This is a genomic window from Paenibacillus sp. FSL L8-0641 (genome assembly GCF_038006265.1).
GTDB classification, from domain to species: domain Bacteria; phylum Bacillota; class Bacilli; order Paenibacillales; family Paenibacillaceae; genus Paenibacillus; species Paenibacillus polymyxa_D.
Genome location: NZ_JBBOUW010000001.1, coordinates 5,317,823 through 5,331,133 on the forward strand (window position 1 = coordinate 5,317,823; position 13,311 = coordinate 5,331,133).

The 13,311-nt window shown below is 46.7% G+C and carries 11 protein-coding genes; 3 read left to right on the plus strand and 8 right to left on the minus strand.

The genetic code is table 11. From position 1 onward, the window contains the following. Positions 1-4: 4 nt before the first annotated feature. The 6 genes from MKY16_RS24020 to MKY16_RS24045 all read right to left on the minus strand — a co-directional run bounded on the left by MKY16_RS24020 (position 5) and on the right by MKY16_RS24045 (position 8,088). Positions 5-715, minus strand: coding sequence for an ABC transporter permease (locus tag MKY16_RS24020; RefSeq protein ID WP_340957361.1), 711 nt, complete (start codon positions 713-715; stop codon positions 5-7). Then, positions 708-1,634, minus strand: a complete 927-nt coding sequence (locus MKY16_RS24025) for an ABC transporter ATP-binding protein (RefSeq protein ID WP_340957364.1) — start codon at positions 1,632-1,634, stop codon at positions 708-710. The genes MKY16_RS24020 and MKY16_RS24025 overlap by 8 nt, the downstream gene beginning before the upstream one ends. A gap of 190 nt (positions 1,635-1,824) precedes the next feature. Then, positions 1,825-2,853, minus strand: coding sequence for an NADH:flavin oxidoreductase/NADH oxidase (locus MKY16_RS24030; protein ID WP_029518752.1), 1,029 nt, complete (start codon positions 2,851-2,853; stop codon positions 1,825-1,827). Positions 2,854-3,172: 319 nt separating this feature from the next. Continuing rightward, on the minus strand, positions 3,173-4,477 hold the full coding sequence (locus MKY16_RS24035) for an ABC transporter substrate-binding protein (protein WP_039271867.1): 1,305 nt from the start codon (positions 4,475-4,477) through the stop codon (positions 3,173-3,175). Between the two features lie 106 nt (positions 4,478-4,583). After that, the gene (locus MKY16_RS24040; RefSeq protein ID WP_340957366.1) at positions 4,584-6,230 is read right to left on the minus strand and encodes a response regulator; all 1,647 of its coding nucleotides are present in this window, start codon (positions 6,228-6,230) and stop codon (positions 4,584-4,586) included. Further along, positions 6,223-8,088 (minus strand): cache domain-containing sensor histidine kinase, encoded by a 1,866-nt coding sequence (locus MKY16_RS24045; protein ID WP_340957626.1) that lies wholly within the window; start codon positions 8,086-8,088, stop codon positions 6,223-6,225. Before MKY16_RS24045 ends, MKY16_RS24040 begins: the two co-directional genes overlap by 8 nt. A 121-nt stretch (positions 8,089-8,209) precedes the next feature. Here MKY16_RS24045 and MKY16_RS24050 point away from each other — a divergent pair, with 121 nt between their 5' ends. Both MKY16_RS24050 and MKY16_RS24055 read left to right on the plus strand, forming a co-directional pair. Next, entirely contained in the window at positions 8,210-9,106 is an 897-nt protein-coding gene (locus MKY16_RS24050) for a carbohydrate ABC transporter permease (protein ID WP_029518756.1), read from the plus strand. Next, positions 9,106-9,936, plus strand: a complete 831-nt coding sequence (locus MKY16_RS24055; RefSeq protein ID WP_340957368.1) for a carbohydrate ABC transporter permease — start codon at positions 9,106-9,108, stop codon at positions 9,934-9,936. The genes MKY16_RS24050 and MKY16_RS24055 overlap by 1 nt, the downstream gene beginning before the upstream one ends. A 104-nt stretch (positions 9,937-10,040) precedes the next feature. On the opposite strand, the gene MKY16_RS24060 is transcribed toward MKY16_RS24055, so the two are convergent. Both MKY16_RS24060 and MKY16_RS24065 read right to left on the minus strand, forming a co-directional pair. Continuing rightward, positions 10,041-10,670, minus strand: a complete 630-nt coding sequence (locus MKY16_RS24060) for a methyl-accepting chemotaxis protein (RefSeq protein ID WP_340957370.1) — start codon at positions 10,668-10,670, stop codon at positions 10,041-10,043. A gap of 36 nt (positions 10,671-10,706) precedes the next feature. Then, positions 10,707-11,729 (minus strand): methyl-accepting chemotaxis protein, encoded by a 1,023-nt coding sequence (locus MKY16_RS24065; protein ID WP_340957372.1) that lies wholly within the window; start codon positions 11,727-11,729, stop codon positions 10,707-10,709. A 326-nt stretch (positions 11,730-12,055) separates the two neighbouring features. Here MKY16_RS24065 and MKY16_RS24070 point away from each other — a divergent pair, with 326 nt between their 5' ends. Then, entirely contained in the window at positions 12,056-13,258 is a 1,203-nt protein-coding gene (locus tag MKY16_RS24070) for a GTP-binding protein (protein ID WP_340957373.1), read from the plus strand. Positions 13,259-13,311 lie beyond the last annotated feature (53 nt).

The following is a 13,311-nucleotide window of genomic DNA, read 5'->3' on the forward strand; positions in this document are numbered from 1 at the left end:
TCATTTAGGCTCTTCTTTGATATGTCCATATGGATAAAAACAATCCAAGAAGAAAGATCACGGATAAGCTGAGCCATGCTATTGAAACATTGGTAGGTATAGTCGCATTTCTTTCATTAGGAGATAAGAGATAGGGCACAATCCAAGGGTACCATTCACTTTTGTATATAAAATTTAAAAATATAACAGTACAAACTACGAGTACAACCACCATAATGCTCTTCCAGCGTATAGCAAAAAAAGAGGCGATCGGGATGAGCATAGCATGCATCACACACATTTTAGAAAATACCTGAATTTGGTATACCCAGATAGCCATCGTTAAAGGTCGATTTGTAATAAGCATGCCTAATACTGCAGACAGAAACAGAACGATAAATAGCGACACAATAATAAATCCATAAATAATGATCAATTTACTAAAATAAAATTTTGCCTTGGTGACAGGCGTAGTAAACATAAAGAGGTGCGTGTTTTCCTGGTACTCTCTCGCAAAAATATGACCCGTTAAAATGTAATAACTGACAAATCCGGCTGCAACATTAACGAAAAGAACTATGCCTTCAAAATAGTAGGTCCAACCCCGTTTATCAATTGAATATCGGTAAAAAACGGCGCTTGTTACGAATTCCAGCAACACAACAGCCAGCAATATTATAAAACTCAACAAGAAGGCTTTAGAGCCTTTAAGCTTAATGAGCTCTGCTCTAATCACGTCGCCCACCCTCTCCTGAAATGAGAGTCAAAAAGTACTCCTCTAGCGTCTGCTTTGTGGTGTGTATCTCATAAACTGAAAACTGATGATCTATTAACTGTTTATTTAACGCAGATGTATTTTCAATCGGACTATGAATTCTTAGTTGTTGTGGAGATAGCACCTGAGATTGTAGCTGCTTCATGTGCTCTTGTAGAAATGTTTGTACTGCTCCTGCATCGTCTACCTTAAGATCTGTATATTGCTCAAAACCTTCCTCTAACCGGCTCAAACGATCTTCCGCTAACAGTTTTCCATTATGTATAATCCCGATGTGTGTAGCTAACTGCTGAATTTCGCTCAAGATGTGGCTGGAAATAAGAATTGTTTTCCCGTCTTCCTCGCACAACCGCTTCAATAGCTGACGAATTTCCTTAATTCCAGATGGGTCCAGTCCGTTTGTTGGCTCATCTAATATGAGCAACTCAGGGTCATGAACAAGCGCCCTCGCAATCCCCAATCTTTGCTTCATCCCTAGGGAATAATCTTTGAACTTCTTTTTACCGGTATGCTCTAAACCTACCGTGGTTAAGGTACGTTCTATTCTTCCATCATCCTTCATTCCCATGTACTTACAGCATATTCTCAGATTATCGCGTGCACTCAAGTTTTCATATAGACCGGGTGTTTCAATAATTGTGCCAATCTTGGAAAAGATGGACGGGTAGTTTTTCTCCAACCGCTCGCCAAATAAAAAAACCTCCCCACTTGTAGGCTCAATCAGCCTCATCAGCATGCGGATGGTCGTTGTTTTGCCAGCCCCATTCTCACCGAGGAAACCGTAGATACTGCCACGCTCCACGTGTAAGGAAATATCGTCTACAGCTACCGACATCCCGAACTGTTTGCGGAGGCCCTTCGTTTCAATAACATACTGCATTTCTTTCATCCTCCTATACACACCAAATATAATTATTATACAGATTGAATCATCCACAAAATGTAAAAACCATCACATTTATTCATTTACCAATCATTATCCCGATAAAAACAAAACAGGCACCTGACGAAGCGTACACTTCGTTGCAGGTGCCTTGTTTATATATAAACAACGTGGGATTACTTAGGCCTCAGTAGCCACGTTGATATTGTTCAGGTATGGAAGGCTTCTCGCCGCGCAGTGCCACCGCTGCATGAGTAGCCCAATATGGATCACGCAGCAATCCGCGTCCCACAGCGACCAGATCGGCATCCTCATTGCCGATAACAGACTGCGCCAAGGCCGGTTCATCCAGTGCGCCAACGGCGATGACTGGGATGTTCAGCGCCTCGCGGATTTGGCGAGCAAACGGCACTTGATAGCCCGGATAGTTGCCTGGCTTTCTGGCGCCTGCCGGTCCTTCTCCGCCCGAGCTGACATGGATCACGTCTACGCCTGCAGCCTGATATGCTCGGCTCAGCTCAATAGCATGATCCACATCGTATCCACCATCTACATATTCCACCGCGCTGATGCGGAAGATTAACGGCATACCCGCAGGCATTTCCTTGCGCACAGCCTGAATGACTTCAACGCCGAAAAGGGATAGCTCCTGACCATACACGTCATCACGCTTGTTTGTAACCGGCGAATGGAATTGGTGAATCAAGTAACCATGTGCACCGTGAAGCTCAATCGTATCCACGCCCGCTTGAACCGCACGCCGGGCGGCGTCTGCGAATTTTTGTACCATGCCACGGACTTCCTCTGTGGTCAGTGCGCGCGGCTGCTTATAACTCGCATCCGGGTATGCGATGGCCGAGGGAGCGACCGGCTCTGCTGCATCCTCAGCTTTACGGCCCGCGTGAGCAATCTGAATGCCTACCTTGGACCCGTGCGCATGAATACCGTCAACCAGCTTCTTATAAGCCGGAATATGTTCATCTGACCAAAGGCCCAGATCATAATCGGTAATTCGTCCATCCGGTTCCACGTCCGTCATTTCTATAATAATCAGCCCCGTGCCTCCAATTGCTCGGCTTAGGTAGTGAACATGATGCCAATCATTCGGAATCCCATCCTTGGCTGTGACCGAGTATTGGCACATCGGTGCCATGACCACACGATTCTTTAACTCCAAATTTTTGATTGTATACGGTGTAAACAACGAAGTCTTCAAAACGCTCATCTCCTTTTTCATCTCTACCACATAACTAAAAATGCGTTCCAAATTACACGGTCTATTATAAGCACAATCGGCACAGTCCAAACGAAATAAAGAGATTCCCCAACCGGGGTCTCCCTCGTATTTGCACCGTGCAGTCATTATGTATATCGTAAGGTTGTAGATGTATTGCACACAATCTATTATCCACAACCTAATAACTTTTTGCAAGTAAATATTTAAATATTATTAAATATTTTTTTGTTCACACTCTCTCGACCTCCTAACTCTAACACAAAAAGACGCCCTTACGGACGCCTCTGCGAAACCAGTTTTATTGTGCTGAACCTAATTGCACCCATGCCTTCTCAATCTCTGCAACCGCCTGATCCTTGTTCATGTTACCACTGATATAAGCCTGCATCAGCTCGCCAAATTTTTGATGGAATGTATCCAAGGAGTAGTTAACAGACAGATCACCGGACTTCGACGTTTTCAAAATGCTTTCCATTTCCTTAGGCATTTCAAGATCAGGAAGCGGTGCATCCTTAATTGGCGGAATCACCTTCGCTACCTGGGAGAACCAGTTTTTACCGTATTCCGAAGTGTACAGCCAGTTGAAAAATTCAATCGTTTCCTTCGATACTTCCGAATCCTTGTTGATACGTAGCGCCTGATCTGCACCGGTAATGATGACCGATTGATCCGCTTTGTCACTCACCGGATATCCCATGATGCCAATCTTGAGATCAGGGTTAATTTTCTTGATCGCTTCCTCATCCCACGCACCTTTACCCGTCATAAATGCAGCTTTTCCAGATGCAAAATCACTTACTCCCGCATTGCTGTCCCGTTCCAGCGGCTTATCTGTGCCATGTTTCACCGTCAAATCAATGAAGCTAAAGAAGTTGTTGTACAGCACTGGGTAGTCCTTGATTTTTGCTTTACCTGCGATAAAATCACTAACGAGCTGCTTCGACTCCACGCCTGCATCCTGTGCAGCAGCATCTACATAGTGCATGAAGATGTGCTTCCATACCCACCACTCTTTATATGCGTTCGCAAATGGAGTAATGCCCTTCGCCTCCAGCTTGGTGACCGCGTCCTGCATTTCTGCAATCGTCTTTGGCGGGGAGGTTATCCCAGCTTTGGTAAGCAAATCTTTGTTGTAAATCAACGAAAACAGGTTCCCCTTCACCGGGAGTCCGAGCACTTTTCCGTCACTGGAACTCATGTTCGCTCGAACAGCATCCGTCATGGCTGCTGCTAGCGGCTCATTGGTCAGATCGGCGCTATAATCCGCATACGTGTCGATGTCGCCTCCTGCCGTCGTTTGGAATACATCCGGTGTACTACCTGAAGCTATTTTCGACTTCAGAATCGTGTTGTAGTCTGCCTGCATGATCTCCAAATTGATCTTCACGTTAGGTTTGACCTTCTTATACTCCTCGATATACGCGTTAAAAGCATCGGTATACTCTGGTGAGGCTGTGAACATGTTTATTGTAACCGTTTTCAAATCTTCTTTGCCGCCAGCACTTTCTTTCGACGCATCCGTGCCGCCGCTGCTTCCACATCCGCTCAACAAACCGACCGTCAAAAGCAAACTGCCGGATAACGCCATCATCTTCTTTAACATGGATACTCCCCCATTTGTTTGTGATCAACGTCCATGCGATCATTCTAAAAAATATACTCCGATTTAAAAAGGCAGATTAGTGAAGCATTAAGGGGAAAAAAGTGGTTTATTGCAAGCTCACACGATACTCAGACGGTGATACCTGATAATAATTACGAAAAGCCTTACTGAAATAATTTTTATCTTTGTAGCCGAGCATATCCGAGATTTCTTGTATTTTCAGGCTAGAATCGCCCAGTAGCTCTTTCGCCTTGTCCATCCTAACCTTCTGTACATATTCGTGAATACCGTAACCAAACTGCTGCTTAAACAGCTTCATCAAGTATTCCCGACTCAAAAAATAGGTTTCGGCAAAAAACGAAATTTTAATATCCTCAAAATAATAACGGTCGATGTGCCTTTTGATGTCTGTTATATCAAAGGGCTGGTTCCCCGCTTGAGCATGTTGGACCCCAGCAATGTAAAGCTCCAGCATCCGATTCAATCTCTGACCGTAGTGAACAAAGCTCGTAAAATCAGCAGACAAATCGCTTTCCCCCACGTGCTCCGGTTCTTCCAAAGCTCCATCTTGATTCAACGCTGACGTAGACGCACCCAACTCAATCGCTGCCTCTTTCAGTAGAAAATGGAACTCCCGCATCAATCGATCTGCATCCTGTAAACGGAAAACAGGACCTGTTGCCAATTGTTTCAGCAGATCACCCAGCAGCACCTTTGCCCGGTTTGCCTGACCTGTCTGAGCATCCTTTTGGATCACCAACAGTTGCTCCGTCCAAGACATTTCCTCTGAGGTACCCATTTGCCGGGGCACCGTATGGAGAATAGATTCCCCTTCCAGCTTCAATACATCCGTGCTGTGAATGAGCGTTTTGGCATCCCTATAGGCAGATGCCAGCTCCACTACGTCTGTACAGAGCTTGCCCACTCCGGCCGCTACTACCATACGGAACAGCCCATGCAGGTTCACAACCGCCTTCTGTGCCACTTGTGCCAGTAGGAGGGACATATGTTCTTCATGCCCTGGGGCCAGGGTACAGATCGAAATGACCTCGCGCTCCCGTCGCGGATGGGGGAAGCTAAAACAACTCAACCGTTCATCTGATGTCTGCGCTAATACATTCGTTACAGCAAAATCCATCAGATCGACATCGCCATGAAAACGTGTCCTGCGAATCTCATCCCTGTTCAGCAGCCGCAGCACGATCACCCCAAAGCGATTCCCCGGCTGATCCGCTCCGATCAATGGGAGCAACGCCGTATTGGCCTGCCTTTTAAAGCTACCGTCCAAAATGGACAAATATAGCTTCTCTTTCAGCTTCGGCAGTGACATATTCAGCGTAATGTTCTGGCTAATGGACTTGTTTTTGCTTTGCTCTCGGCTTTCCAGAATGTCCACTGCTTTGCGCAGTGCCTGGTTCAGATCCTGACGATTGATAGGCTTGAGCAGATAATCCACCACCCGGGATTGAATCGCCTGCCGTGTAAATTCAAAGTCGTTGTAGCCGCTAATGACAATCGTCAGCAGATGTGGATATGCCTTCTCGATGGCACGAAGAAATTCGATACCGTTCAGCTCAGGCATTTTCATATCGACCATCACCACATCTATAGGGTGCTGACCCAGCAGCTCCAGTCCCAATCTTCCATTCGTCGCTTCATAAATATGTTCGATCCCCAGACGGTCCCAGTCCCCGATAATACGAATGGCTTCGCGCAACGGCTCTTCATCGTCAATAATTAATACGTTATACATGACTACTTCCTCCCCGGGGAATTTGCATTCTCATTTCCGTTCCCGTTTCATCCGTAAGGATGAATAATCCTGCCTGATCTCCATACAAAAGCTTCAACCGTGTGTTCAGATTTTTCAAACCAATATGCTCACTCTCCCGTTCTTCCCATTTTTCATGGAATGAATCCAGCACCAGTCTCAGCTTGTCCTCTGAAAATCCAGGCCCGTTGTCCCTGACTGTAATTGTGGCATTTGCATCTGTAGAACTCGAATCGGCTGAAATGACGATCAGAATATCGCTTGATACTTTTTCCAACGCATGCTTGATAGCGTTTTCCACCAACGTCTGCACAGATAACCTTGGAATCGGCAGCTCCATCAGCATTTCCTCCCATACCACTTCGACCCGCAGTCTCGCTCCGAACCTTGCTTTTTGCAGACCTATATACCGTTCAATGTGCTTGAGCTCCTCGCGGGCAGCTACGATATCCTTGCCGTTGATGGAATACCGTAACGTTTGGGCCAACGCATCCACCATATCCGCCATGTCGAACATCTCCCGCTTTAATGCCTGTGTGGATATGGCTTGCAGGGCATTGTACAGAAAATGAGGATTAATTTCAGCCTCCAACGCCTTGAGTATGGCGTTCTTTTCGACCAGCTTCATGCGATAGCGCTCATTAATAAGTTCTTCGGTTCTTTGGACCATTTCGTTAAAATGCAGTGACAAATATGCAATCTCGTCATGTCCCTTCACAGGAGCTGTTGCTCCAAAATCTCCGGTGCTAAACCGCTTCATCTGGGTGGACAGCTTATGTAAAGGTCGGGTAATGGCGTTCGAGGTCAGTGTCACTAATATAATAGACACGCCTAAAAATAAAGCCCCGATGGCATAGCTCCAATTCCGTGTTGTCGTAGCTGCTTCATAAATCTGGCGGTATGGGATGGGCTTAATGAGCTGCCACCCATCCTTTTCGCCAGCATCATAGACGACCAAATACTCCTGATTGCCACTGCGATCAGACCACGTTACTCGCCCGCTTCCTCCCTTGCCGATCTGTGCCAACACTCCGGAATCACGCATCCGCTCATATAGCGGAAAGCTGTTCACATAAAAGGGAACCCCTTTAGGGCTCATTAGCATCAATTGGTCCCCTTTGCCCAGTGGAATGTTCTGCATGATTTCGTCCACGGCGCTCGTATTGTAATAAAAGGACAGCACCGCCTGCGGGTGACGGGATGCAATCGACCTCAGCACTCGATGGTATGCCATAAAGCTGGCTTGTGGCGCTACATAGCCCATATCAGAGCGGGACCCCACAAAGGATTGAAATGATTCGTTCGTGGTACTGGCCATCGCCTCTTTATACCAAGGAAGCTTGGGAATATCTGTATTTACTCCTTTGCGCACCGTAATGTTATACGTCTCCCTGGTCACCACATAGTATTGATGTCGGTCCGCCACGTACAGATAGATCGCTTCCAGATCGGTACGCGAATAAAACATGCTGCGCAAGTAATTCTCAATGACCATTCTCGAAGCATAGTCCCAGTTCTCATTGGCAATCGCGTTCATAATATCGTTGTAACGTAGCTGCGGAAGAGCCAACTGCTGCATTCCCTCCAAGTAATCCTCCAAATTCTGATTGACCAGCAGCAGATTATTCGTCGTGCTGGCGATGCTATGGTTAACCGACTCCTTTTCAATCATCTGATAGGAAATAATTGTGAGTGAGCCCACCACCAGAATAATCACCGAGGTAAAAAGTAGAATGAGCTTGTTCACTAATTTTTGCGTGATTCTCCTCCACATAGAGCGAAGAAACGTTCTTACACGCTCTGACATCATGATAATCGCCCCTTTTGAAAGCGTACACATTTTTACCCTCAACTGTTTTCTTAAATCCATTGGTCCGGCCCTAGAGCTATCCTATACTTTCATTATATCTTAAACAGCTTGGAACGTAAGAGCGGAAAATGTTGAGAAAAAGAGGTGCGTTATGCTGAAAAAAAGGGGAACCCGGGGCGACAAGGGCAGTAAACTGGAATTCGGTTTATTCACACTGCCCGTAATCTTGTGCATTACGATTGCATTTTATATTCCGTTTTTGATGACGATACGCTATTCCCTGACCAAGTGGAACGGCATATCCAAACATCCGAAATTTGTAGGTCTGGATAACTTCAAGCAAATCTTGCTTGGAGACGCCAATTTTGCACATGCAGCCTGGTTTACCGTCAAGTATGCCATTTTGTACATTGTATTGGTGAATGTGCTGGCCATTTTGCTGGCGCTCGTTCTCGATATGAAGCTGAAAAGCTCGGCTTGGTTGCGAGCGGCCTTCTTTATCCCTTATATCCTCAGTCTTGTAATTGTTGGATTCATATGGAAATTTATCTTCATGCAAGGCTTTGAGTCATTGGGTCACAGTACAGGCTGGGGCATCTTCCAGCTCAGTTGGCTGGGTGAGGAAGGGCTCGCGTTTGTTTCCATTTTGGCGGTATCGATCTGGCAATCCATTGGCTTTTACATGGTCATTTATATTGCAGGCTTGCAATCTGTGCCAGAGGATCTAAAAGAAGCTGCCATTGTCGATGGCGCGGGGCCGATTCGGAGATTTTTCAGTATTATTCTACCGATGCTTGCACCTTCCATTACGATCTCAGTCTTCATGGCACTGACCAACTCAATCAAAGTGTTTGACGTCATTTTATCTCTGACCGGCGGTGGGCCGGGAGGTACGACATACAGCATTGCGTATGATATTTACCGGGACACGTTCCAGAACAATCTGTATGGCTACGGAACAGCCAAAGCATTGATTTTATTCGTTGCAGTCCTGATCATTACGATTATTCAATTGTCTATTTTCAAACGCAGGGAGGTTGAAGCCTGATGCAACGCAGCCGTACGGGACGTATTTTGCTAGAAGCGGGCATGATTGTATTATCACTGTTATTTTTGTACCCGCTGTTTCTCGCCATTAACAATTCGTTCAAAAGCTTCGCTGAGGTCATGACCGACGTCATTGCGCTACCCAAGCAACTTTCGCTGGATAACTACGTATATGTATGGAAATTCATTGACTATCCGCGCCTATTTCTGAATAACACCATTATCACCGTCGTTGGACTGGCAGGTATCGTACTGATATCTTCCATCGCGGCCTACAAGCTGGCAAGAACCAAAAGCAAATGGAGCTCCGTGATTTACATGCTGTGCATTATGCCGATGCTAATCCCATTTCAGTCCATCATGCTCACTGTCTTGCGACTGGCAAAAGACTTAAATCTGGCAGACAGCACTTGGGGACTTGGCTTGCTGTATTGGGGCTTCGGTGCACCGCTGGCCGTGTTTATCTATCATGGCTTCGTGAAAGGTATTCCGGCTGAGATTGACGAAAGCGCCAAAATCGATGGGGCCTCAGGCTTCCGGCTTTTCTTTTCCGTGATTTTCCCCTTGCTGAAATCAGTCACTGCTACCATTGTCATTATCGACGTGATGTGGATTTGGAACGATTTTCTGCTTCCGCTTCTCATGGTTAACGGCTCACCCAGCACTAAGACGCTGACGCTGGCCACCTATACCTTCGTCGGACAGTATACATCCGACTGGCAATATGCCATGACCGCGATGGTAATGGCTGTGCTGCCTTCCATTATCGTATTTATTTTTCTGCAAAAATACATCGTCAAAGGCGTCGTCGCTGGAGCCGTCAAAGGCTGAGTCAAGGATGCGAAGCCAGATACAAAAAAAAGAGGACTTGCGTGTTGTTCGCGCAAGTCCTCTTGTCTTCGTAATATCCATCATGGGCTTCTGTACCGTATTCTTTAAGCCTTAAACTGGCCTAGCGCTTTTTGCATCTCTTCCATAGCAAGCTGTAGATCAGCAGAGCAGATATTCAGACGGTTAATCTCTTCCAGCTGGTCGGAGGCTACAACCGATACTTCCTGTGATCCGCCACTCGTCCTGCGGGCGATGACAATAATTTCAGTAGCAGAAGCGGTAACTTCCTGCACACCTGCTGACATTTGCTCTGCGGTTGCTGTCATGCTTTCGATCCGTTCTGCAATGTGAGTGCTTCTTTCTACGATATGTTCGAAGCTGTCATGTGTCTCGTTCATCATCCGCAGCCCGCTGTCCACATGCGCTACCACATGTCCAATCGCTTCCGCTGAGCGCTGTACATCTCCATCAATGTTTTGGATGAGCTGCGCCACTCGGCGGGAGGCTATTCCCGATTGATCTGCCAGCTTCCGCACCTCGGATGCTACAACCTCGAATCCTCGTCCCTGCTCACCTGCGCGAGCAGCTTCAATAGAAGCATTCAGCGCCAGCAGTCCCGTCTGTTCAGATATTCCCTGAATAACCTGCATGATCCCGGTAATTTCACCTGATTGACGGTGTAGTGCTTGAATCAGAGCATCCGTATGCTGGATGGACGAATGCAGTTCCCCCATCTGTTCCACCGTGAGGCGTGCGGTTTCCGCTCCTGCCTATGCCTGCTGCTTGGAGTAGATAGCAGATTCCGCAATCTCCGAGGCATTTTCCGCGACATTCTGAATGCCCTGAGCCATCTCTTCCATCGCCGTCTGATTTTCCAACACGCTTCGAGTCTGCGCTTCGGCTCCGTCTGCAACCTGCCGTATGGTGTCTGCAATCCTATTGGCCTGTCTGGCCGATGCTTCAGCAATGACGGCAAGCCGCCCCGTTGAGTCGGATACCGCTCCACAAGCATGCATGCCCTCGGAAATCAAAATGCTCAAATTTTCTCGCATTTCATTATAGTTAACACTCAGCCGCCCAAGCTCATCTCCACTCCGGTCAAGCAGGACAGAAGTAAAATCTCCCTGACCTGCCTTGGCGAGAGCTTGGCCTACACGGCCCAGCCTGCGGTTTACCCTGCTCATGTACCAGAGAATCACGGCTAGCGACACCGCAATAGCAATTACAATCACAATCATAAACTGACGGATAAACCCGCTAATGATCCCGTCAATAATCGATTGCGATGCACCTACATACAGAATGCCAATCACGGCACCGTCCGCACTGCGGATGGGTGTGTACGCAGCTTGATACGTTTTTCCAACTACTACCGCTTGGCCATAATAAGGCTGACCCTGCTTTAAGACAACGGTAGCCACCTTCTCCGATACTTTCGTGCCTACAGCTCGTTTGCCGTCCAGCATGACATTCGTCGCTACCCGTTGCTCCCCTTGAAAGAAAGTCACCGTATCGCCTGTTGCCTCGCCAATTTCATCGACGATTTCTTCATTATTGTTAATCCGTTGGCTTCCCTTATATAATTGTCCGTCCTTGATCTGCCATGCCCCGCTATATTTGTAGTCCACCAGGCGGGTTGCCATATTCAAGTCATTTTTAGCCTTTTCAGTAGCAAAAGACTCAATACCCTCCTGCATTCGGCTAGTAACCACGTAAGCGACCACGACAGACAATACAATCAAAATGCCGATCACCATACCACTAATTTTAGTGCCTATCCCTATTGTCCGCATGTATTGGATACGTCCTCTCTAATCTGACGCCATGCCGTCACAACTCTTACAACTTAAGCTGAATCTGTTCCATCATGGATACTTATTTTATCGTACAAATTACCTAAAATTTTAATTATTTATCGATTTGAAAATTAATACAGTTCTTATCAGGTGATCTTACCTTCCTTGACAATTCCTCTTAATAATGATTTACTAATTTTACTATTCGTAATTATTACGATTAAAGGAGAACAAAGAAAGCACCTCTGCTTTGCTATCTCGCATGATAACCACTACAGCACATTTGACATTTCATGATACTTTCGAAGGGAAGAGTGATTACGTTGGCAAACGCTATGGAATTGGAAAAGAAAATACCGGTCACGGTACTAAGCGGGTACCTCGGCTCCGGCAAAACCACACTACTGAACCATGTGCTGAACAACCGGGAAGGCTTGCGGGTAGCCGTTATTGTCAATGATATGAGTGAGGTAAACATTGATGCTGATCTCGTTCGTGACGGTGGAGGATTATCTCGTGTGGATGAGAAGCTGGTGGAAATGTCCAACGGATGCATCTGCTGTACCTTGCGGGAAGATTTATTAAAAGAGGTAGAACGACTGGCACTCGACAAAAGGTTTGACTATATTTTGATCGAGTCCACGGGTATAGGTGAGCCCATTCCGGTAGCCCAGACCTTCAGTTATGTAGATGAGGAAAATGGAATTGATTTGACCAAGCTGACCCGGCTGGATACGATGGTCACCGTCGTGAATGCACCGGAATTTTGGAAGGACTTCTACTCCAGGGACTCCCTCAGGGATCGCGGACAAGAAGTGGCAGAGGAGGATGCACGCAGCATCGTTGATCTGCTCATAGAGCAGGTGGAATTCTGTGATGTGCTGATCATTAACAAATGCGATCTGGTATCCCCTGAGGAGCTAGAACGACTGGAAAAAGCATTACGCGGCATTCAACCAAACGCCAAAATCATCCGTTCCGAGTACGGTAAAGTGGACCCAAAAGAGATTTTGAACACGCATCGCTTCGATTTTGAAATAGCTAGTCAGGCGGCAGGCTGGATACAGGAAATGAACAAAGAAGAGCACGTACCGGAGACAGAGGAATATGGCATTGCTTCGTTTGTGTACAAGCGCAAAATCCCATTTCATCCCGAACGTTTGTTGAAATGGCTGGCTCAATGGCCTGCTGAGGTTGTACGTTCCAAGGGATTGGTGTGGCTCGCCACGCAGAACCGCACTGCTTTTACATTCAGTCAGGCGGGTAGCTCCAAACAATTTGCACGCGCAGGACTCTGGATATCTGCATTGACTGAAGAAGAACGCCAATACTATCTCGATGAAGATTTCGAAAAGACACCTGACTGGGACGAAAAGTACGGTGACCGGGTTACCAAGCTCGTATTTATTGGTATCGACATGAACCGGGAAGAAATCGAGCGCACCCTGGATGAAACACTGCTGACCCCTGAAGAAATAGAGCAGGATTGGCGCAAGCTGCCGGACCCGTTTACGAAAAAAATATAATGAGATTATAAAATATAAAGCGCCTTAAGTGAGGAATCCCTCCTCTCTTAGGC